At 69.2% G+C, this 20,736-nt stretch carries 15 protein-coding genes and 7 pseudogenes; 16 read left to right on the forward strand and 6 right to left on the reverse strand.

The features are described 5' to 3' along the window. Positions 1-22 precede the first annotated feature (22 nt). From ACIBK0_RS39520 to ACIBK0_RS39540, 5 genes and pseudogenes are all read left to right on the forward strand, one after another. Positions 23-439: an SDR family NAD(P)-dependent oxidoreductase gene (locus ACIBK0_RS39520; RefSeq protein WP_399091100.1), complete on the forward strand. Its 417-nt coding sequence runs from the start codon at positions 23-25 to the stop codon at positions 437-439. Continuing rightward, positions 357-614 (forward strand): hypothetical protein, encoded by a 258-nt coding sequence (locus ACIBK0_RS39525; protein ID WP_399091103.1) that lies wholly within the window; start codon positions 357-359, stop codon positions 612-614. The genes ACIBK0_RS39520 and ACIBK0_RS39525 overlap by 83 nt, the downstream gene beginning before the upstream one ends. Positions 615-954: 340 nt before the next feature. Next, a pseudogene (locus tag ACIBK0_RS39530) lies at positions 955-1,619 on the forward strand (alpha/beta hydrolase fold domain-containing protein). Between the two features lie 974 nt (positions 1,620-2,593). Further along, positions 2,594-4,030: a rifampin monooxygenase gene (rox, locus tag ACIBK0_RS39535; protein ID WP_399091107.1), complete on the forward strand. Its 1,437-nt coding sequence runs from the start codon at positions 2,594-2,596 to the stop codon at positions 4,028-4,030. Positions 4,031-4,504: 474 nt separating this feature from the next. Then, complete coding sequence (locus tag ACIBK0_RS39540) at positions 4,505-6,982, forward strand: SpoIIE family protein phosphatase (protein WP_399091110.1); 2,478 nt, start codon at positions 4,505-4,507, stop codon at positions 6,980-6,982. 279 nt (positions 6,983-7,261) lie between these two features. Here ACIBK0_RS39540 and ACIBK0_RS39545 read toward each other — a convergent pair whose 3' ends face one another. Continuing rightward, positions 7,262-7,714 (reverse strand): Lrp/AsnC family transcriptional regulator, encoded by a 453-nt coding sequence (locus tag ACIBK0_RS39545; protein WP_399091113.1) that lies wholly within the window; start codon positions 7,712-7,714, stop codon positions 7,262-7,264. 111 nt (positions 7,715-7,825) lie between these two features. On the opposite strand from ACIBK0_RS39545, the gene ACIBK0_RS39550 reads away from it, so the two are divergent. The 3 genes and pseudogenes from ACIBK0_RS39550 to ACIBK0_RS39560 all read left to right on the forward strand — a co-directional run bounded on the left by ACIBK0_RS39550 (position 7,826) and on the right by ACIBK0_RS39560 (position 10,064). Continuing rightward, complete coding sequence (locus ACIBK0_RS39550) at positions 7,826-8,443, forward strand: LysE family translocator (RefSeq protein WP_399091116.1); 618 nt, start codon at positions 7,826-7,828, stop codon at positions 8,441-8,443. 40 nt (positions 8,444-8,483) lie between these two features. Further along, positions 8,484-8,941 (forward strand): annotated as a pseudogene (locus ACIBK0_RS39555) (PaaI family thioesterase). A 59-nt stretch (positions 8,942-9,000) separates the two neighbouring features. Then, positions 9,001-10,064: pseudogene (locus ACIBK0_RS39560) on the forward strand (MBL fold metallo-hydrolase). Here ACIBK0_RS39560 and ACIBK0_RS39565 read toward each other — a convergent pair. Continuing rightward, a complete protein-coding gene (locus ACIBK0_RS39565; RefSeq protein WP_399091119.1) occupies positions 10,030-10,551 on the reverse strand; it encodes a hypothetical protein in 522 nt (173 codons plus the stop codon). The pseudogene ACIBK0_RS39560 and the gene ACIBK0_RS39565 overlap by 35 nt on opposite strands. Before the next feature lie 650 nt (positions 10,552-11,201). On the opposite strand from ACIBK0_RS39565, the gene ACIBK0_RS39570 reads away from it, so the two are divergent. After that, the gene (locus ACIBK0_RS39570; RefSeq protein ID WP_399091122.1) at positions 11,202-11,909 is read left to right on the forward strand and encodes a UdgX family uracil-DNA binding protein; all 708 of its coding nucleotides are present in this window, start codon (positions 11,202-11,204) and stop codon (positions 11,907-11,909) included. An 81-nt stretch (positions 11,910-11,990) separates the two neighbouring features. Here the strand turns inward: ACIBK0_RS39570 and ACIBK0_RS39575 are convergent. Continuing rightward, a pseudogene (locus tag ACIBK0_RS39575) lies at positions 11,991-12,201 on the reverse strand (hypothetical protein); the annotation flags it as partial. A gap of 331 nt (positions 12,202-12,532) precedes the next feature. Between ACIBK0_RS39575 and ACIBK0_RS39580 the strand changes: the two are divergent. The 4 genes and pseudogenes from ACIBK0_RS39580 to ACIBK0_RS39595 all read left to right on the forward strand — a co-directional run. After that, positions 12,533-13,096, forward strand: a pseudogene (locus ACIBK0_RS39580) (TIGR03557 family F420-dependent LLM class oxidoreductase); the annotation flags it as partial. Between the two features lie 106 nt (positions 13,097-13,202). Then, positions 13,203-13,337 (forward strand): hypothetical protein, encoded by a 135-nt coding sequence (locus ACIBK0_RS39585; protein ID WP_399091124.1) that lies wholly within the window; start codon positions 13,203-13,205, stop codon positions 13,335-13,337. A gap of 49 nt (positions 13,338-13,386) precedes the next feature. Continuing rightward, on the forward strand, positions 13,387-14,040 hold the full coding sequence (locus ACIBK0_RS39590; RefSeq protein ID WP_399091127.1) for a diguanylate cyclase: 654 nt from the start codon (positions 13,387-13,389) through the stop codon (positions 14,038-14,040). A gap of 455 nt (positions 14,041-14,495) precedes the next feature. Beyond that, entirely contained in the window at positions 14,496-15,170 is a 675-nt protein-coding gene (locus tag ACIBK0_RS39595) for an HAD family hydrolase (protein ID WP_399091130.1), read from the forward strand. A 201-nt stretch (positions 15,171-15,371) separates the two neighbouring features. Here ACIBK0_RS39595 and ACIBK0_RS39600 read toward each other — a convergent pair whose 3' ends face one another. Continuing rightward, positions 15,372-16,154: an Fpg/Nei family DNA glycosylase gene (locus tag ACIBK0_RS39600; RefSeq protein WP_399091133.1), complete on the reverse strand. Its 783-nt coding sequence runs from the start codon at positions 16,152-16,154 to the stop codon at positions 15,372-15,374. 441 nt (positions 16,155-16,595) lie between these two features. Here ACIBK0_RS39600 and ACIBK0_RS39605 point away from each other — a divergent pair. Further along, positions 16,596-16,787, forward strand: a pseudogene (locus tag ACIBK0_RS39605) (cytochrome P450); the annotation flags it as partial. Between the two features lie 244 nt (positions 16,788-17,031). Here ACIBK0_RS39605 and ACIBK0_RS39610 read toward each other — a convergent pair. Together ACIBK0_RS39610 and ACIBK0_RS39615 are read right to left on the reverse strand one after the other, a co-directional pair. Next, positions 17,032-18,054 (reverse strand): SDR family NAD(P)-dependent oxidoreductase, encoded by a 1,023-nt coding sequence (locus ACIBK0_RS39610; RefSeq protein ID WP_399091136.1) that lies wholly within the window; start codon positions 18,052-18,054, stop codon positions 17,032-17,034. A 190-nt stretch (positions 18,055-18,244) separates the two neighbouring features. Beyond that, the gene (locus ACIBK0_RS39615) at positions 18,245-19,429 is read right to left on the reverse strand and encodes an alcohol dehydrogenase catalytic domain-containing protein (protein ID WP_399091139.1); all 1,185 of its coding nucleotides are present in this window, start codon (positions 19,427-19,429) and stop codon (positions 18,245-18,247) included. A 349-nt stretch (positions 19,430-19,778) separates the two neighbouring features. Here ACIBK0_RS39615 and ACIBK0_RS39620 point away from each other — a divergent pair. Next, positions 19,779-20,048, forward strand: a pseudogene (locus ACIBK0_RS39620) (Ku protein); the annotation flags it as partial. Positions 20,049-20,154: 106 nt separating this feature from the next. Beyond that, a complete protein-coding gene (locus tag ACIBK0_RS39625) occupies positions 20,155-20,685 on the forward strand; it encodes a hypothetical protein (RefSeq protein ID WP_399091142.1) in 531 nt (176 codons plus the stop codon). The last annotated feature ends 51 nt before the right edge of the window (positions 20,686-20,736 follow it).

Raw genomic sequence — 20,736 nt, forward strand, 5'->3', positions numbered from 1 at the left:
CGAAACCTTCGGCCGCTACGACGTGGTGGTCAACAACGCCGGCTACGGTGACGTCGCGGCCGTGGAGGACGTCACCCTGGCCGACTTCTTCGCCCAGATCGACACCAACTTCTACGGCGTGGTCCACGTCAGCAAGGCCGCGCTGCCGATCCTGCGTGAGCAGGGCTTCGGCCACATCTTCCAGGTCTCCTCGCTCGGCGGCCGGATCGGCTCGGTGGGCCTGGCCGCCTACCAGAGCGCAAAGTGGGCGGTCGGCGGCTTCTCCACCGTCCTCGCCCAGGAAGTCGCCCCCCCTCGGCATCAAGGTCACCGTGCTGGAGCCGGGCGGTATGCGCACCGACTGGGCCGGCTCGTCCATGACCATCACGCCCATCAGCGAGCCCTACCAGCCCACGGTCGGCGCCTTCGCCGAACTGCTGCGGACCGCCTCCGGCGGTGAAGCCTCCGACCCCGCCAAGGTCGCCCACGTCGTACGCGACCTTGCCGGCCGCGACGACGCCCCGGTCCGCATTCTCCTTGGGGCCGACGCCGTGCAGTACGCCCAGGCCGCCGCCCAGGCCCTCGCCGAGTCCGACGAGGAGTGGCGCCACATGTCCGCATCCGTTTCCTGCTGACGCCTGGCCAGGCCGACACGGCCCGACCAACCGGGCGTCCTCGCGACCACCTTCCAGGCCCGCTCGAAGGCCATCCCGCCCCATAGGAGACGCAGCCATGTCCCTCTACCGCACACTCGTCGCCCGCCCGCTCACCCGGGCCCTCCAGATGGCCCCCGGCCCCAAGGTGAACCCCGCGGTGAGCTTCCCGGAGATCCCCGGCCGTACGAAGACCCTCACCATCCCCACCAGCCAGGGCGACGAAGAGGCCACCGTCTACTACCCGCCCCAGGACCTCGACACCACGCCCCCGGTCTACGTCAACTTCCACGGCGGCGGCTTCGTCATCGGCCACTACGAGATGGACGACGCGCTGTGCCGCTACCTCGCGGCCAACTCCCCCGCCGTCGTGGTCAACGTCGACTACCTCCTCGCCCCCAGCACCCCTTCCTCGCACCGGCCCGCCAGGCGTACGACGTCGTGCGCTGGGTCGCCGCCCACGGCACCGAACACGGCTGGGACGGCCGCCGACTGGGCGTCGGCGGCCAGAGCGCCGGCGGGGGCCTGGCCGCCTCGGCCGCCCGCCAAGCCTGGGAAGCAGGCACCCCGGCGCTCGGGCTGCAGGTCCTTAACTACGCCCCCTTCTACATGGCGACCGACGGGCGCAAGAAGCGAGCCCTGGCAGCCAAGCCCGTCGTCCGGCCCGGCATCACACCACTCCTCCAGGCCGCCTACCTGCCCAAAGTGGCCAACCGCACACACCCCCTGGCCTCACCCCTGTACGGCACCAACGCCGACGAACTCACCGGCATCGCTCCCGCTCTGGTGATCACCTGCCAACTGGACCTGCTGCGCGACGAGGGCATGCACTACGCCGAGAAGCTGCGCGCCTCGGGCGCTCTGCTGGAGCACCGCGAGTTCCAAGGCGTCGATCACGCCTACAACATCCTGACCGAAGACACCGAACTGACCCGCGAGATGTACGACCTGATCGCCCACCACATCGCCGAGATCCAGACCGCATAGCCTGACACCGGTCGTACCAAATTGCGGCTCCAGGCCGCGACATTCCCGTCCAGGAACCTGTGCGAGAGGCCGCCCGATCGACGGGGCGACGCACAGGCTCCCCTCTTCTTAGCTCCAAGGATCAACGAACTCGCACACTTTGGCCTTCGACGCCCCGGCCCAAGGCGGGATCGATCTGCGCCCGCGCCCGTATGTGGAGCGCCGTCAGGTCCTCCTGGACGTGCTCGCCGGCGTCGGGCCGCCGATCGAGCCGGTGTGATCGACCATCTTCCTCAGCGCGGGCTTGCTCTGGGATGAGCCGTTGCAGGGCGCAGGTCGTCCCCGCTTAACTGCCGTGCCTCTTGGCTTCTTCTCGAACCTGAGGATGCTTTGGCTCGCGAGGCGCGCTCAGGAGTTATAGCCAAGACCTGTGGATCGGTGAAGTTATCGCCTGATACTGCGGCTCCACCGGCTCTCCCCGCTCAAGCACGCGAACCTCAACGTGCTGGGCCGCTACAGCGTCCACGCCTCCACCCCGGCTGGCGGCGGCCTGCGGCCCCTGCGCGACCCGGCCACCGCCGACACCGACGAGGACGAGGAGGGTGGAGCTCCAGGTGTGCTCAGCCGGCGGCGGCATCGCCGTACGCGGCGCGTCACCGCTTCGGGAGAAGCCTGTCCCTCCGCAGGGAACAACAAAAGACAAAGGCAAGGAGGTTGCCCTCTCCTTGCCACTTTCAACATATAGCGCACCGGGGGCCTTGCGGCAAGACCCGGGTCGTGCTGCAGAATCTCCGTCCGAAGCCGCAACCTGCGGAAATCAGGGATTCGCGAAGTACGTGCGCTCTTGGCGATGTACAGGTCTCGCAGGACGTAGAACCGCCGGTGGGACTCGCGGTGCGGTGACGCGAGCACTATGCGCGGAGGTGTGGCTGTGCGCGCCGCTGGACTGCGCGAAGCGACCGGCCGAAATCCAGTCTCGTTGAATGGGCGTTTTGATGATTGACGTGATCGTGGTCGGCGGCGGACCGACCGGCTTGATGCTGGCCGGCGAGTTGCGGCTGCACGGCGTGCATGTGGTCGTGCTGGAGAAGTTGACCGAGCCGACCGAGCAGTCCCGCGGGCGCGGCCTGCACGCGCGCAGCGTCGAGATGATGGACCAGCGCGGCCTGCTGGACCGGTTCCTCGCGGTCAGTGAGAAGTTCCAGGTCGGCGGCCTCTTCGGCGGCATCCTCAAGCCCTGGCCGGACCGGTTGGACACGGCTCACCCGTACGGCCTCGCCGCCTCGCAGCAGGTCACCGAGCGGCTGCTGAACGAGCGCGCCGTCGAACTCGGTGCCGAGATCCGGCGCGGCTGTGAAGTGGTCGGGCTGCGCCAGGACGAGGACGGGGTGAGCGTCGAGCTGGCGGACGGCTCGCAGCTGCGCTCGCGCTACCTCGTCGGCTGCGACGGCGGCCGCAGCGCGGTGCGCAAGCTGCTCGGCGTCGGCTTCCCCGGTGAGCCCGCCAAGATCGAGACGTTGCTGGGCGACATGGAGGTGGCCGAGGATCCGGCGACGATCGCCGCCGTCGTCGAGGACGTCCGCAAGACCCAACTGCGGTTCGGCGCCATTGCCGACGTGGACGGGAACGAGGGACTGTACCGCATTGTCGTACCCGCCGACGGCGTGGCGGAGGACCGTACGACCGGGCCGACCCTGGAGGAGTTCAGGCAGCAGTTGCGGGCCGTCGCGGGCACCGACTTCGGCGTGCACTCGCCGCGCTGGCTGTCCCGGTTCGGCGATGCCACCCGGCAGGCCGAGCGCTACCGGGTCGGCCGGGTACTGCTGGCCGGCGACGCGGCGCACATCCACCCGCCGACCGGCGGGCAGGGGCTCAACCTCGGCGTGCAGGATGCGTTCAACCTCGGCTGGAAGCTGGCCGCCGCGGTCAACGGCTGGGCGCCGCAGGGGTTGCTGGACAGCTACCACGCCGAACGGCACCCCGTGGGCGCCCGCGTGCTGGACAACACCCGTGCGCAGATCACGCTGCTGGGGACCGATCCGGGTGCGACCGCGCTGCGGGAGCTGTTCTCGAAACTGATGGACTTCGAGGAGGTGAACCGGTACGTGACCGGGATCATCACCGCGGTCGGGGTCCGCTACGACTTCGGCGAGGGCCACGAACTGCTCGGCCGGCGGCTGCGGGACGTAAAGCTGAAGCAGGGCCGCCTCTACGAGCGAATGCACGGCGGCCGCGGGCTGCTGCTCGACCAGACCGGCCGACTCTCGGTGGCCGGCTGGGCAGATCGGGTCGACCACGTCGTCGACGTCAGCGAGGAACTGGACGTGCCCGCGGCGTTGCTGCGACCGGACGGCCACGTGGCGTGGGTCGGTGAAGATCAGCAGGAACTGTTCAGCCAACTGCCCAAGTGGTTCGGCGCTGCCGTCAGCTGAGCGCGCAGTCGTGGCTCGAAAGGGCGCGACCTGTCTACGGCCGAGTTCGGCGCGGTCGGGTGCCGTACCCCGCCGGCTCGTAGCCCCCGCGAGGTACGCCGGCCCCAGCGAGATCAATCTCATCGGGATTCCCTCATCCTTATTTGAGGATATTCCGAGTTGACTTGTTCTCCCTCCTGGAGGAATACGTGACCGGCCCCGCCCCACCGCTCCCATGCTCGACCGGGTGGGTGGTGGCGCCGGTTCCGGTGGCGGCCAGGTCCGCGGCCGTCTCTTCGGCCGGAGTCGTCGGCGGCGGGTAGGGGGTGGACGCCATGCCGCCGAGTCCGGGCAGGAAGGGCCGGCCAGTGCGGCTGTCTCGCCGAAGCCATCGGACGCGCTGGCAGTGCGCGGTCGCTGTCAGCGCGATGAGGGCGATCACCGTGATCACTCAACCGCTGGGCTCCCGCCATTTGACCTGCGCACACTGGATGTATGCGCGGGATGATCGCCGGCGAGGCGGCGGAGCGTGAGGACTTGCTCGCTGCAGCCGTTGTGGAGGCTGTCCAAGGAACGAGCGCGTACGCGGGCAGCATCTTCCTGCGCTCCCGCGACCACCGGTCGATCGTGCTCGCCGCGACGTGCGGGGTGCCTCCGTCTCTGCTGGGTGGATGGCACCTCATTGCGGTGAGCAGTCGCATCCCGGTCGCCGTGGCGTACGAGTCCGGGCGCACGGTCCACCTGGCAAACGCTGAGGAGACGATGCGGCGATATCCGCAGCTCGCCATGGCGCTGCCGTATGCCTTCGGCTCTTGCTCGGTGCCGGTGCGCGCAGGTCGGGAGACTTTCGGAGCGTTGGCGATCGTATGGGCGGCATCACCGGGCAGCGAAGGGCTGTCCAAGGCCCAGCGTCGCCACCTGCGGACCGTCGCCGACCGGCTCGGTAATGGTCTGGCCGCGCTCCGTGCCCGTACCGGTGACCCTGTGGAATGCGCCCCGGGGACGGTTCCCGTCGAGACCCCGGCTCCCTCGGCAGCGGCCGTGCGGGTGGGCTTGTTCGACTGGAACCTCGACTCCGGCATCTTCAGCGTGGACGACGCGCTCTGCGAGATCTTCGGTCTCGACCCCGATGCTTTCGACGGACGAGCCGAAACGCTCGCTTCGTGCCTGCACCCCGGTGATCGTGCCGCCTTTCGGGCCTGCGTTCGGGAGGCAGTCGGCGAGGGCCGGATCACCGCCCGGCGCATGCGCGTACGGGATCGCAGCGACGGTGGCGAGAGGTACCGCACGATCGACCTGTGGGGCCGCGTATCGGAAGCCGACGACGCGCGCGCACGTACGCATCTGGTCGGTGCCGTCGTGGAGGCCCAGGCCGGCTCTGCGGCCGTCGCAGCGGTCGAACGGCTGCAGGACGGGCTGTTCTCTCTGGCCCCCGATGGGCGTGTCACCTACGCCAACCACAGCTCCCTGAAACTGCTCGACGTTTCTGCCGACGAGGTGATGGGCCGGTTCCTGTGGGACGTGCTGCCGTGGCTGTCCGACCCCAGCGTCGAGTACCGGCACCGGTCCGCGATGATCTCGCAGACGCCGTCCTCCTTCCTGGTGAGCCGATCGCCCGACCAGTGGTTCTTCTTCTCCCTCCACCCACAGGCGGACGGGGTCACCGGCCGGGTGGTCCCCACCGCCCGTCCCCCATCGGCCGTTGCAGCCTCCGCGCCCCCACCGACTGCAGAACCCGTTACCACGCCGGCGCGCCTGGGCGTCATGTACCACGTCCTGCAACTCGGCAGCGCGCTGACCGAGGCAGTCACCACAAGCCAAGTCTGCGAAGTCGTCTCCGACCAACTCCTGCCGGCCTTCGGAGGCCAGCAGATGGCGATCTATGTAGTCCGCAACAAAACGATGCACCTGCTCCATCACACCGGCCACCACGAGGAGTTCCTCGACTGGCTGCACGGCGTCCCGCTGCACGCCCGCCTGCCCGGAACAGAAACCCTCACGTCCGGTGCTCCGCTCTTCATCGAGTCGCAGCAGGACCTCGCCCAGGGCTACCCCGGCATCCCCACGGGCCAGGTGAGCTCCTGGGTGTATCTGCCCCTGATCGCCTCCGACCGCCCGATCGGCACCTGCGTCCTCGGCTTCGACGAGATCCGTCACTTCACAGGAAAGGACCGGGGCGTGCTGACCGCACTCGCCGGGCTGATCGCCCAGGCTCTGGAGCGAGCGCGGCTGTACGACTCGGAGTTCGCCGTTGCGCACGGCTTGCAGCAGGCGCTCCTGCCGCATCGCCTGCCGGCAGTCCCGGGCATCCGGGCCGTCGCACGATACCTGCCCGCCACCAGCGGGATGGACATCGGTGGCGACTGGTACGACGTCATCCCCACCGACAGCGGGGCCTGTCTCGTCATCGGTGACGTAGAGGGACACAGCATTGCCGCCGCGGCCACCATGGCCCAGTTGCGCAGTGCGGTACGAGCCTTCGCGGCTGTCAGCCATACGCCCGGCGAAGTGATGGCGGGGGTCAACCGCACCCTCATCGACCTCGACTGCAACCTGCTGGCCAGCTGCTGCTACATCCATGTCGAGCCCCGCAGCGCCCACGCCTACGCGGTCACCGCCGGCCACCCCGCACCCCTGTTCCGCCGCCCCGACGGCACGACGGACGCCCTCGGCCTCGAAGCCGGACCACTCCTCGGCGTGGACCGGGCGAGCGCCTACACCCAAACCCGTATCGTCCTCCCGCCGGGATCCGTCCTCGCCCTGTACACCGACGGTCTGGTCGAGAAACCCGGAACGGACATCGACGTGGGAATCGACCGCCTGCGCGCATCACTGGCCCACGCCCGCGCGGGCTCACTGGACGAACTTGCCGACCGGCTCCTGCGCAATGCCCGCGGCTCCTCCTACCGGGCGGACGACATCGCCCTGCTGCTCACCGAGCACGGCTCCGGCCACGGAACGAGCGTGACCTGAGCCGGTGTCCTACCCGGAGGGCGCCGGAAAAGGCTGTCAGCGGGGCGAGTGGCCCGGTAGGTCTTGTGGAAGCGCTGCCCGATCACGTCTTGATCAGCGAGAGCGTCCACCGCTGGTCCGGTCCGCCGTGCACCCACCGGGCCCTTGGCCAACTCCACCCCCACCACAGCGAACTGAGCCTCGCTCAGCCGCGGCGGCGAGGCGGAACCCACAGGCCGCTGGCCTGGCCCCACCTCAGCGCGAGGCGAGCGCGGGTACGCGTGGCACGCTCGCGGGCGTCTATTCGGGCAGGGGGCGGTCGTCGACGACGTGTTTCATCACGAGGGTGGAGGTCAGGCGTTGGACCCCGGGCAGCCGGGCGAGCTGCTGATCGTAGAGCTGCTGGAAGGCTGTCAGGTCGGTGGTGGCGACGCGCAGGAGGTAGTCGGGTTCGCCGAACAGGCGCTGGGCCTGGAGCACGTGCGGGACGGCGGCCGCTGCTTCTTCGAAGGAGGAGACGGTGTCGGGGTCCTCCCAGCGCAGGGTGGCGAAGACGAGGGCTTCGAAGGTGAGGCCGACGGCGGCCGGGTCCACTACGGCGCGGTAGCCGCGGATCGCTCCTTCGCGTTCGAGGTCGCGCAGGCGGCGGTGGCAGGGCGAGACACTCAGCTTCACGCGGGCGGCCAGCTCGGTGACCGTGAGTCGGCCGTCCAGCTGCAGCTCGGTAAGAATCTTCCGATCCAAGGCATCCATGAAGAAGATTCTCCCCCAGAAGGCGCGATCACGGGGTAAATGCGGGAACACATTCGGGCAGACCCGGCCTAGCCTTCCTCTCGTAACCAAGCACGCGAGAGGGATCGATCCATGGACACGACCACGCTGGCGGCATTCCTGGCGGTGGATCTCCTGCTGGTGTTCACTCCGGGCGCGGACTGGGCCTATGCGATCTCGGCCGGGCTGCGCGACCGATCGGTCCTCCCGGCGGTCGCCGGGCTGATGGCCGGATACGCGGGATACACGCTGCTCGCCGTGGCGGGCTTGGTGGTGATCGTGGCCGGCTCGGCGACCCTGCTCACCGCGCTGACCGTCGCCGGCGCCGGCTACCTGGTGTGGCTCGGCTGGAACGTGCTGAGGCAGCCGGCCGCCTTGGCCGCCTCGGCGGAGACCATGGGATCCTCCCGCGCGCAGATCATGCTCAAGGGAGCCGGGATCAGCGGCCTGAACCCGAAGGCGCTGCTGCTGTACTTCTCGCTGTTCCCACAGTTCATCCACCCGGCGACGGGCTGGCCGGTCGCGGCGCAGACCGCACTGCTCGGCACGCTTCACATGACCGCCTGCGCCGTCGTCTACCTCGCCGTCGGCGTCCTGGCCCGCACCGTCTTGAAGACCCGGCCCTCGGCGACCCGGGCGGTCACCCGAGCCTCCGGTGCCATGATGATCGCCATCGGCGGGTTCCTCCTGGTGGAACGCCTGGCCGGCTGACGAACCCGCCTGACGCCGTATGTCCGCCGAAGGAGAGCACGTGGAAGACCAGACGCAGCAGGAACAGGCGAGCCCCGAGGCAGAGACACGCATCCACGGCAGCTTCGACCGCCAGGGGCTGATGCGCCGTCTCGGTGCGCGGATCACGCACATCGCGCCCGGCCGCGTCCACATCACGCCCCCCCCCAGCCGGCCCGAGGTCACCCAGCAGCACGGCTACTTCCACGCCGGCGCCACCACGCCATCGCGGACAGCGCCGGCGGCTACCCGGCGTTCACGCTGTTCCCCGCGAACACCGACGTGCTCACCGTCGAGTACAAGATCAACCTCCTCGCGCCCGCGGTCGGCGACCACATCGAGGCGGTCGGAACGGTCCTGAAGTCCGGACGCACCCTGACCGTGTGCCGGCTGGAGGTGTTCGGTGTCGAGGACGGCCGGCGGAAGCTCGTTGCGAACGGACAGCAGACGCTGATCCGTGTGAACAGGCCCGAGCAATGAGCCCGCAGCCGCTGCCGTCCTGGGTGACCTGGTGGCAACGGCCGTTCCCCGACGCCAACATGCTGCTGCTGCGCGGCCGTCGGCCGGCCCTGGTCGACAGCGGATTCGTCGGCCACGCCGAAGAGACCGCCGCCTGGACCCGCACTCATGCGGGCGACGTCGGCCTGGTGGTGAATACCCACTGGCACTCCGACCACGTCGGCGGCAACGCCCTCCTCCAGGCGCGGGGCGCGGCCATCGCCGCCGGAGCGCCGGAGGCCGAGGCCATCGGCCGCCGGGACCCGGTGTGCTGCGCGGCCGAGTACCTCGACCAGCCGGTCGCCCCGTACACGATCGACCTCTCGCTCGACGACGGCCAGGTCCTGCGCCTCGGCGAGGCCGACTGGCAGGTGATCCGCACCCCCGGGCACACCCCGGGCATCTGGCCTTGTGGCAGCCGGAGGAACGGCTCCTCGTGGCCGGAGACGCGCTGTCCCACTACGACGTCGGCTGGGTGAACCTCGCCCTGGACGGTCCCGAGGCCGCCGCCACCGCGCTCGCCTCGCTGAAACGGCTGGCGAACCTCGGCCCGCACGTGCTGCTCCCCTCTCACGGGCCGATCCCCGCCGACCACGGCACGGCCCTCAGCGCCGCGCTGCGCCGTGCCCAACGCCTCGTCGACGATCCGGCCGGGGCGCTCTGGTACGGCGCCCGGCGGATACTGGCCTTCGAACTGATGATCCGCGGCGGGATCCCGGCCGGCGAGATCGAGGGATACCTGCATGCGCGAGCCTGGCTGACGGACGCGGCCCGACTCCTGGGCCTCACACCCGAGGCGCTCGCGGCCGAGCTGGTTGCCACGATGCTCCGCAGCGGCGCGCTCGTGCTGCGCGAGGGCCGCGTGCAAGCCGCCGCCGAACACACCCCGGTCGCACCGGAGTCGCTGCGCGTGCCCTACCCGCGTGCTTGGCCGTACCGCGCTGACGGGCCACGAACAAGGGCGGCGAACAACTGCCTGGTCTCTCGCCGTCCCGAACTCCTCCCGTCAGAAGGTGCGCTCCGCCGATGGGAACGTTCCTGCCGCCACGTCCGCCGCGGCCTCGCGCCGGTCAGGCCCCAGCCGTTTCAGACTCGAGGAGTTTGAGCAGAGATGAGCGGTGCACGTCGCCGACCGGTTCGAGAAGGTCCGGGTGGCGCAGCAGGGGGGCGGCATCGTGATCGCGTGGGGTGGGGATGGCCAACCGGCGAGCATCCCCTGCGACGTCGGCGCCGTGTTCGGTGGCGGAAAGGGCGGCTTGCGCTCGGGTGACGAGGTCGGTATCGGCGAGCAGGTTCGCCGCCCAGCTGACGACAGTCTCGTCGACCCAGGTGCCCCAGGCTTGTTCCCCCTCGGCCATCGGATACTGGTCGGCTCCGGTGAGTGCGTCCAGCCGTCCGGAGCCTCCCGGGCCGAGGAGCTTCAGCATTTCGACGTCGAGCGTCGTGGGGTAGCGCAGCGTCGCGGCGATGGTGGTCGCCTGTCGTGCCTGGGCTTCGGCCAGGGCGTAGTTCAGGGCGCCGGCTGTCGCCGGAAAGGCGGTCAGCAGCCAGCGTGTGGCCGCGGCTATGACTGGCGAGAGATCACTGGGCATGTGAACCGTTCCTTCACGCGCGCCCGGTGTCTGTCTGTGGTGTGCAAGCCGGCCGCGCTGTCGCGCATGGCGCGCCAGCGTACGCGGCCGGCCCTGGTCTGTGACAAGGACCTGTGTCACACGAGCGGGCCGGGAGCCATCACCGCCGACGGGTATCTCGGGTCAGCACTTGCCGCGGCCGGTGAAGACGTCACGCACGCGTCCACCCGAGCCCTGCTGCCGGAGAGACGAGAGTGAACTACACGCGGTTCCACCCGACCCGCAGAAGCTGATGTTACTGCTTGTACATGCGAGGCAACTGTTTGTACATGGGGTCCGGACCCGCGTGATGACGACTCCCGCCCCTGATCATCGAGCCCGGACGTGGTCAGGCACGGCCTGTCAGCGGGACGAGCGAATGGGGTGTGGTGATCAGGTCAGCCGTGCACACCAACGGCGCGCCCGCCACGCGACTACCTCACCGTTCACGCCCGATCGTCCAGCTTGGGGGAGAATTCGGGCCCATACCTGAGGTGACGCTGCCGGATCACCGTGGCCTTCGACGCAGTGACTCTGTGCTGGATTGCGCCGCCCCCAGCGGGAGCGCAGGGTGATATCAGGTCCGGGGGCCCGGCAATAGCCGGCTTGGCGACGGCAGGAGGTGACGAGCCGTGGGCACGAGGCCCGAGGAACAGACGCGCGGGTACGACGCCACGCCATACCTGCCGAGCCGCCGCGCCGGCCTCCCGGGGCTCCGAAAGGCTGCGGCCCAGTGCCGTGGCTGCCCGTTGCACGAGGAAGCGACGCAAACGGTGTTCGGCGAGGGGAACGCCTCCGCGCGTGTCCTGCTGCTCGGGGAGCAGCCGGGCGACCAGGAGGACCGGCAAGGCAAACCGTTCGTCGGTCCTGCCGGCCGGGTCCTGATGCGCGCCTTGGAGGATGTGGGCATCGAACCGAAGGACACATACGTCACCAACGCGGTCAAGCACTTCAAGTTCACTGTCCCGGAAGGGCGCAAGCGCCGTATCCACAAGGCGCCGAATCTGCGGGAGATGACCGCGTGCCGACCGTGGCTCATCGCCGAACTACGGCTTGTGTCACCCGAAGTGATCGTCGCGCTCGGTGGCACCGCGGGAAAGGCTCTTCTGGGTTCCTCCTTCCGGGTGTCCGAACAGCGCGGCGCCCTCCTGCCGTGGCCGGACTTGGGCGTCGACGGGAGCGATGAACACGGCAACGCCGCAGAGACCGTGCACGGCTTGGTGGCGACGATTCACCCCTCCGCCATCCTGCGCGCCGACGATCGCGATGCCATGTACGCCGGTCTCGTCTCTGATCTGCAGCTTGTCGCGGACGTGCTGTCGAGAACAAAGGATGCTTGACGAGTCCGAGCACCCAGCTGACCGCCCGCACGACTGGCGAACGTTGTCGAACTCGTCGGCCGGTGTCGACCACCCGAATTCCGCCTCGGCCCCGGCTTCCACCATGCGCGGCACGACCACGCTGATCGGAACCTGCCGACAGTTCGACCCTGTGGGTGGCATACGCGCACCGGCTACCCGCATCGAACCGCACCTCGCCGTCCACACGTTCGCGCAAGGCTCGCTCCAACGCGGCCGTGCCGAGCCGTGCCCGGATGCGTCCCGCCTCGCTGCCCCCACCGGACTGCCCCATGAACGCCTCCCGAGCTGCCGATGAGATGTTTCCCCGTGTCTTACCGCCATGCGGGCGGATAGGCCCGGCAAGGAGGTACTGCCGGCAGACGACGGTTGCCGACCTCTTCCCCGTCGCGTGGCGGCGTCCCCGGGGAGCGGGTACTCAGGAAGAGACAGCCGAGGTGTTCCACGGAGACGGCCCAGATGCCCACGGCTCATGTTGCGTGGATTGCCTACGACGCCCCGGCGCGAGTCCATTCGGGGCCACCCGTTCGGCTCAGCGTCTCGCGGGTACCCGCCGCCCACTACGGGACCCGAGACCGCGCGACCACTTCCTGGAAGGGCGACGCATGGCGACGTACGGCTATTTCCTCTCCTCCGAGGAGTTCACTCCGGCCGCACTACTTTCCCAGGCCCGCGCCGCCGAGCAGGCCGGGTTCGAGGCACTGGCGATCTCCGACCACTTCCACCCGTGGAACGACGAGCAGGGCCGGAGCTCCTTCGTCTGGTCGATGATCGGGGCCCTGTCCCAGGTCTGTTCGCTGCCCGTCACGACCCTCGTCACCTGCCCCACCGTGCGCATGCACCCCGCCGTCAATGCGCGGGCCGCAGCCACTGCCGCCGTGCTGACCGAGGGCCACTTCCGGTTCGGCCTGGGCACCGGCGAAGCCCTCAACGAGCACATCCTCGGGGACGCCTGGCCCGAGGCATCCGAGCGCATGGAGATGCTGGAGGAGGCCGTACACGTGATGCGCCGGCTGTTCACCGGCGAGCAGACCACCCACCGCGGCACGCATTACACGGTGCAGAACGCCTGCCTCTACACCCTGCCCGATGAGCCGCCCCCGCTCTACGTGTCCGGGTTCGGCCCGCAGGCCGCCGCACTGGCCGGCCGGATCGGGGACGGCTTCGTGGCACCCACATCCTCCCGCGGCTGAAAGACCTGGCCCGACAGCCATGAGCGAGGCTCCGGCGAGCGGACACGTGGGGGCAGGCGAAAGGCACATCCAGCATCTGAAGATGACCGTCCCCGTGGACGCCGTGGCTCCCCTCCGTTCCGCTCCGGCCGATGCCACGCTGCGGACGATGCGCCGCAACGCGGGGGCCGACAACCGCCCGACCAACACGATTTCCTTCTGTGCCCCAACCTTCTGAGCCCCCGGTCTTCTCCCCCGCCCGACACCGTTACCGAGGAAAGGCAGTCATGCGTATTCACCGCCGTTCGACGCTCGCCCGCTGGCAGCGCTGGCGCTCTGAGCCCGCGCTCCGGATCCCCCGCGGGGCCGACGACGTGGAGAATGCCAACCGCAGGTTCCTGCTGTACGGCGTCCTGCCGCTGTGGTTCGTCCCCGCCGTCGCCGACTGGGTGATGCACCGCCGCTCGGACATCGAGCACACCAGCGGGGTACGGGAGTCCGCGGTACACGCCCTCATGATGTCCGAGGCCGGCCTACCCGTCGTCGCAGGTCTGACCGCCAAGGTCAACCCGCTGGTGCTGTCGCTCATGGGTGGCGCGGCCGTCGCGCACGGAGCCACCGCACTGTGGGACGTGTCGCTGGCCACCAGCAAGCGCGAAGTGCGGCCCGTCGAACAACACATCCACAGCTTCCTCGAAGTGCTGCCGCTGACAGCTGCCGCATTCACCACATGCCTGCACTGGGACCAGGTCCGGGAAGCCATGAGGGGCGGCGGCCGGGCCGACGACTGGAAGCTCGTCCCCAAGGAGCGTCCGCTGTCGGCCGGCTACCTCACCGCGATCGCCGCCGGGGTCGGACTGTGCGTCGCCCTTCCGTACGCCGAGGAGATGATCCGTTGCATACGGTCCCGCCAGGACCGTACCGACGATGACCCGGATTGACTCGCTCTCCCTCCCGAAGGAAGAGAGAGTCTGGCCTGCTCGCTCGGTGCTCTGCCGCTATGCCGCACAGGCATCGGGCGGGCTTGCGCTCGCACACACTGGAAGGGCGCCTTGGCATGGTTGCTGAGACCCTTGGAGAGAGGCGCGCCGGGACGTGGCTGCGGTCGTCCACGGACCGCCGCGGGGCCGCGGGCGCGGCCTCCGGCGCGCTGGTGCCGGGCCGACGGGTCCGGCCGACAGCGGTGGTGAGCGGTCTTGCCCCGCCGGCCGGCTCCGCCTGCACCCGGTTCGGCATTTTCGCCGCGGCCGGCGTCGCCTCGGTCGAAGATCCCGGTACACCGTCGTCCCCACCGAGAAACTCTGCGACAGCGACAGAAGGCAACCGCAAACCCGGTCCGCGGGCCAACAGTGAACCCTGCGGACCTCTGCCCCCGGCGCTAGGAGAGCGATTCCGCATGGCACGCGCTGTACTGCTCGACGTCGATGGCACTCTCGCCGACACCAACCACCTGCATGTCGTCACCTGGTGGGAGGCGTTTCGGCAGGCCGGCCACCAGGTGCAGATGCACGATATCCACCGCTCGGTGGGACTCAGCTCTACCGATCTCATCGACCACCTGCTCGGCGACGACCGCGACCGGGACAAGGACCAGGAGCTCAGCGCCGCGCACACCACCCTGTACGGCACCTACTTCGACCGGCTGCCGGCCCTCGACGGCGCCCGCGACCTCCTGCACGCGCTCGCCGACCGGGGGTGGACCCTCGTCCTGGCCACCTCCGCCGGCGGACCGGAGCTGGAGGCGCTGCGTCGTACGATCGACGCCGATGACGTCATCGCGGGAGTGGCCAGCGCGGACGACGTCGAGGAGGCCAAGCCCGCCCCGGACCCTGTGCACCGCGGCCTGGAACTGGCCGACGTCGTTGCGGAACGGGCCGTCTTCGTCGGTGACACCGTCTGGGACATGCAGGCCGCGACAAATGCCGAGGTCAGGGCCATCGCACTGCTCTCGGGCGGAATCCCACGCGGCGACCTCGAAGCGGCAGGAGCCGCGACCGTGTACAGCGATCCCGCGGAACTGCTCGCCCAACTGGATACCAGTCTGCTGGTGCAGATGGAGCACGACGACTGAATCCTCGGCGTGGAGTAGGTCTTTCGGCGTCCCGACGTCGCGTCCTCGAGTGGAGTTCTTTCACTCGTTCACTCGCACGTGCTGGCCGATGCCGGGTTACGAAGCCCGCCAGGAGACGTTCAGGCCTGCCGGGCTACGCACGGCTGGTGAACCGCCATTCGCCGCCATCCCCGCCGACTCAGCCGATGGGAGTCACGTGGTTCAGGTCTGGCAGTGCGGGCACCAGACAGTGCGGCGTCCGGCAATACGGCTCGAGTTCAGGGATCGGCCGCAGCGGGGACACAACGGCTCGCTGTCGTCCCTGCGTCCGGTGAGCCAGGAGCGTCGCGGTGGCACGCGCCCAGCCCGGACGGATGTTTCAAGGACACGACCCATGGCCGCGTGGATGTGCCGCAGTGCGGTCGCGCTCAGGTTCCGCGCCGGAGTCCGGGGGTGAACGCGAGCCCGCCAGAGGATCTCGTCGCACAGGAGATTTCCCAGACCTGCGATCACGGACTGGTCCATCAGCGCGCTCTTGACCGCACCGCGTCGCTCCGACAGCAATTCCCGGAACTCCTCCCGGTTCACGGACAAGGCGTCGGGCCCCAGGCCGTCCAGGATCCGGTCGATGGCGGTATCACTGGCCAACCGCACGCCCTGCAGCTTCCGTTGGTCGCGGTAGCGCAGATTCCGGGTATCGTCGAGCGTCACCACGACGCGGTCGTGCGCTTCGATCGGATCGTTCGCAGAACAGCACCGCAGTGATCCGGTCATGCCAAAATGGCAGACAAGTGTCGGGCCGGCGCCATCAGTTGGCACGAACAGCCACTTACCGTGACGCCACGGCTTCGCAAGGCGTCTGTCCTTCAATTCTCTTCGCAGCCGTTTCTCGGTGACACCCCGCAGCACCCCGGGATCCCGCACCTCGATATCCGTGACACGCGGGCGCCGACCGCAAGTCATCAGCACCTCGCGAAAACCTTCGACATCCGGCAGTTCGGGCATGAGGTGTTCCCCGGCTTTCCGTCGCGCGATTGTCGGGCCACCGCTCATGCCGAGTACCCATACGGGGCAGGCCCACCCGCTCGGCCACCTCGTAGATCAGGGTGACGAATGGGGCACGCAAGCCTGATGCTCGCGGCAGGGCGGGATGAGGGACAAGCGCGGCGCCCCGGAATCAGGATCCGGGTCGCCGCGCTGTGCCCCTTCACCGTCATGTGGAGGAGGCGACCGTCATCTCGCAGGCCTACCCACCCAGGGAGACTCAAAGCCGACGGTCTGACGCGGGACGCTGCGTGCGGGGCGGGTCACGTCTGTCTGCCCGCAAACCTCTCCTCGGCATTGCGGGCTCCGGTAGGCCTGTCTGCCGATGGCCGATACGGTGGATCCAACGGTCGACCGGCCCGCTACCTCATCGGGTTCTCGTCCCGGCCAGGCGTGTCCCCGGACATCCAGCATTTCGGCTTCGGCAGCAGCATCCATCTGTGTTACGGCGCGCCCCTGGCCCGCCTCGAAGCCCAGGCCGCACTCGGCGCGCTGCTTCCCCAGCTGGGCACGGCACGCCTCGTCGAGGATCCGCCCCCTTACCGGCAGAACGCCATGCTCCGCGGCCCCCGCCATCTACTCATCCAACTATGAGGATGTGCGTCCGCACACCACGCGGCAGACATTGGTGACGGAACGCGTCGCTGGTGACGACGTCGATGTCGCGAACGCGTGGAGAGACCGGCCCAGGAGATGCCGATCGCGCCGCCACGCGACGCGCTCGTAGGAGTCCAGGGTCGGGGTGCAGGCCTGGCCAGAGGTGGCGGCCCGGAAAGGGGCGGATGCGGACATCATCGTGCTGACGCCTTCTCGAAGGGGGTGTGCACATGGCGTCGGATCAGGCGCTCGTGGGCGGCCCTGCCGTGCGCTGGTTGTAACGCCGGGCCGCCCGGTCGTTGAGGGCACTCCCCCACTCGCGTACCTTCTCCGTCCACGAATGAGTGGGACGGTCGACGTCATGGCCCTGCACGATGTTCTGGTCGTCCGTGCCACTGTCGTGGTCCCTGGTCTCGGACGGGAGGAGGCGGGCCACCACACCGCTGATGCGGGTCACCGTGGCGGGAGCCAGGCCGTGGGCGACCGAAGCGGCACGTGCCGCAGGAGTGAGGACCAGGCGGGTGCGCCGCCGTTCCACGGCGCGCACGATGCGCTCGGCCGCGCGTTCGGCATCCATGGAGATCACGGGTGCGCCGGCGAGTGCGGAGAACCAGGCGAATTCCTCGGAGGACCGGCCACCGAATTCCGCTTGGAGGTGCGATCCAGTGCGCATCAGCCCGGGGTGAACCGTGGTCACACTGACGTGCTCCCCGGCTGTCTCGGCCCGCAGCCCTTCGCTCAGCGCCCCCACGGCGGCCTTCGCACATGAGTAGGGCAGCAGGTGCGGGACGGCGAGCAGTCCGCCGACCGACCCGATGAGACACAGTCGGCCTCCTGCCTCACTGCGGCGCAGGTGCGGCAGGGCGGCCAGCGCGGTGTTCAGGGCCCCGCCGAAGATTGTCGCCATGGCGTCGTCGAAAACGTCGCCGTCGATCGCCGCCGTCGGCGCCACCTGAATCACCCCGGCATTGGCGATGACGATGTCCAGGCCGCCCTGCCGATCGTGTGCCCGCCGGATCTCGGCGTCGACAGCGACGCGGTCACGTACATCGCACACCGCAGTGGAAACCGTCGTGCCGGTTCGCTCTTCGATCCATTCGGCGCCCCGCCGCAGTTCGTCCGCGTCGCGGGCCAGGATCGTGACCCGGCAGCCGCGCTTGGCCAGCCGTGCCGACAGCAACAGCCCGAGCCCTCGTGATCCGCCCGTGACCAGGGCGGAGAGTCCGTCGAGTCCCGATTGGTGTGGGCTTGGAGCCACCGTCATCACCTCGCTCGTCGAAGAAGATCCGAGTACCCGGGACGGACTGCCTGGAACCGCAGGGGAGCCGTGGTGAGGCGTCTGCGCCGCGTCTCATGGAGCGCCACGGAGGCGTTGCCGACAGTGGATGATGTCGGCGCGGGCCGGCCCGAGGACCCGTTGCCCACGAGACGAGTTCCGCGCTGCGTGCGTCCGGTCAGGGATGGAGCAAGGTCTTGACCATGGCGTCCTCCTTGGCCTGGAACATCGCATAGGCCTTGGGTGCGTCCTCCAGAGGCATGTCATGGGTCTTGAACGTGTCGACGCCCAGCGGGTCGTCGTCCGTGAGCAGGGGCAGGATGTCGTTCACCCAGCGCCAGACGTTCGCCTGTCCCAGCCGCATCTGGATCTGCTTGTCGAACATCGCCAGCAACGGCATGGGGCTCGCCGCCCCGCCGTAGACACCCGAGACGGAAACCGTTCCTCCACGGCGCACCAGGCCTATGGCAGCGTGCAGGGCGCCGAGCCGGTCCACACCGGCCCGCTCCATGAGCGGCTGCGCAACGCTGTCGGGCAGCAGCCCGGTGACCCATTGGGCTGCCTTGGCGAAGGGCGCCCCGTGCGCCTCCATCCCTACCGCGTCGATGACGGCATCAGTGCCCCGCCCGTCGGTCAGGTCGTGGACGGCCCCGGTCAAATCCTTGCCGTCATGGCGGGCGTCGAAGCAGGTGACACCGTGCGCGGACGCCCGGGACAGCCGGTCCGCGACCAGGTCGACCCCGACGACCAGCCGCGCGCCGCGGTGCTGCGCGATCCGCGTGGCCATGTCCCCGATCGGCCCCAGCCCGAGCACGGTCACCGTGCCGCCTGGGGGAATGTCCGCGTACTCCACCGCCTGCCAGGCCGTCGGCAGGACATCGGACAGGTAGACATAGCGATCGTCCGGGGGTCCCTCGGGTACCTGGATGGGCAGCCTGTTGCCGAAGGGAACGCGCAACAGCTCCGCCTGCCCGCCGGGCACCTGGCCGTAGAGCTTGGTGTATCCGAACAGTGAGGCGCCGGTGCCGCGCTCGCGTACCTGGGTCGTCTCGCACTGTGAGTGCAGGCCTTGATTGCACATGAAGCAGTCGCGACACGAGATGTTGAAGGGGATCACGACGCGGTCGCCCGGCTTGAGGGCGTGCACCTGTGGTCCGACTTCTTCAACGACACCCATCGGTTCGTGCCCCAGGATGTCTCCCAGGTCCAGGTAGGGGCCGAACAGCTCGTAGAGGTGAAGGTCGGATCCGCAGATCCCGGTGGAGGTGATCCGGACGATCACATCGTCGGGCTTCTCGATTCGCGGATCGGTCACGGTCTCCACCCGAACGTCACGCTTGCCGTGCCAGGTCAGTGCACGCATGGAGCACTCCTCTTGTCGGAAAGGTGGGCTCTGTGTCGACCGGGTTCCCTGACCGTCCCGCGCGACACTCCGCGAGCGATGGGATCGGACCGCTGCCGGCCTGCACTCGGCAGAGCCGGCCGGTGGCACAGCCGGCGCGCGGGCTCGGCCCCTCCATTCCCTCTCGTTGCGGAACCACCGCGTACTTGGGGTCCTCGGCCGAGCCGGTGCCGGCAGCGAAGACACCGAAACGCGTCCACGCCAAGCGCCCGTCCACCAAGGCCGACGCGCCCCCCTACGCTCGCGGTCCTCGACATGCGATCCGCCGTGTCCGGGCGTGCCATAGAAAGAACAGGAGGTGATAACGGCGATGGCGCGTGCAGTGTGGAGTGGTGCCCTGGCCTTCGGTTTGGTGTCCCTGCCGGTGCAGCTGTTCACGGCAACGGACAGCCACACCATCCGTTTCCATCAACTCCAGCGCGGCACCTCGGACCGCGTACGCAACAAGCGGGTCAACGAGCGGACGGGTGAGGAAGTCCCGCCCGAGGAGATCGTCAAGGGCTTCGACACCGGCGACTAATACGTGCTCGTCGAGCCCAGTGAGCTGGAGGACATCGCTCCCGGACGCTCTCAGAAGCTGTCGTCTTTCCGGACGTGATCGCTGCGTTTCTGCTGGTAGCGCGTGGGTTCGGTGATTCGGTGGAAGTGGTGGTCTGTTCGGGTTGTCGTTCCCCGGGAGGTCGCGGATGCCGTCGGTGGTTGGGATGTTGGAACAGCGTGAGCTGGGTGCTCGCCGTCGCGTGGACGAACTGCGCGAGGAGGCCGACCGCATCCAGGCCGAGCTGGCCGTGGCCGAGCTGGAATGGCAGGAGTGGGTGATCGCCCGCAGACGGGTCGATACGGTGCTGGCTCCGGACGGTGGCAGCACCGCCGACACTGAGGTCACCGAGGATCCGCAGGACTCGGACGCGCCGTCGGCGCCCCGGAGTGCGGTGAAGCCGAAGTCGCAGGTGTGGCGTGAGGGGCGGGACTGGTCGGTGCTGTCGGTGGATTACCAGCGCATCCTGCAGACGCTCGCGGACCGCCTCCGGCTCCATCAAGGGCCGCTGACCTGCCGAGAGATGGCCGCAGGGTTCGGCATGGATGTGGTGCCGGCGCGGGTGGAGGCACTGCGGTCGAAGGCGAAACGCCTGGTCGCGCGTGGCTGGCTGGCCGAGCCCGCGCCGGGCCGGTTCACGCTCGCGCAGGGTGCGGCCGGGCCAGGCTGCGCGTCATGAACAGCGTCATCGACCAGCAGACCGGTGGTGCGCCGCTCATAGTCGCGTGCC

Source organism: Streptomyces sp. NPDC050564, from assembly GCF_044457265.1.
In the GTDB taxonomy this organism is placed as follows: Bacteria; Actinomycetota; Actinomycetes; order Streptomycetales; family Streptomycetaceae; genus Streptomyces.

Coding starts and splice junctions, on each gene's coding strand:
- rox (WP_399091107.1), top strand. CDS start 2,594: ATGATTGACGTGATCGTGGTCGGCGGCGGACCGACCGGCTTGATGCTG.
- ACIBK0_RS39590 (WP_399091127.1), top strand. CDS start 13,387: ATGCGTATTCACCGCCGTTCGACGCTCGCCCGCTGGCAGCGCTGGCGC.
- ACIBK0_RS39525 (WP_399091103.1), top strand. CDS start 357: ATGACCATCACGCCCATCAGCGAGCCCTACCAGCCCACGGTCGGCGCC.
- ACIBK0_RS39625 (WP_399091142.1), top strand. CDS start 20,155: ATGCCGTCGGTGGTTGGGATGTTGGAACAGCGTGAGCTGGGTGCTCGC.
- ACIBK0_RS39610 (WP_399091136.1), bottom strand. CDS start 18,054: ATGACGGTGGCTCCAAGCCCACACCAATCGGGACTCGACGGACTCTCC.
- ACIBK0_RS39585 (WP_399091124.1), top strand. CDS start 13,203: ATGACCGTCCCCGTGGACGCCGTGGCTCCCCTCCGTTCCGCTCCGGCC.
- ACIBK0_RS39565 (WP_399091119.1), bottom strand. CDS start 10,551: ATGCCCAGTGATCTCTCGCCAGTCATAGCCGCGGCCACACGCTGGCTG.
- ACIBK0_RS39615 (WP_399091139.1), bottom strand. CDS start 19,429: ATGCGTGCACTGACCTGGCACGGCAAGCGTGACGTTCGGGTGGAGACC.
- ACIBK0_RS39545 (WP_399091113.1), bottom strand. CDS start 7,714: ATGGATGCCTTGGATCGGAAGATTCTTACCGAGCTGCAGCTGGACGGC.
- ACIBK0_RS39600 (WP_399091133.1), bottom strand. CDS start 16,154: ATGCCCGAACTGCCGGATGTCGAAGGTTTTCGCGAGGTGCTGATGACT.
- ACIBK0_RS39550 (WP_399091116.1), top strand. CDS start 7,826: ATGGACACGACCACGCTGGCGGCATTCCTGGCGGTGGATCTCCTGCTG.
- ACIBK0_RS39540 (WP_399091110.1), top strand. CDS start 4,505: ATGCGCGGGATGATCGCCGGCGAGGCGGCGGAGCGTGAGGACTTGCTC.
- ACIBK0_RS39595 (WP_399091130.1), top strand. CDS start 14,496: ATGGCACGCGCTGTACTGCTCGACGTCGATGGCACTCTCGCCGACACC.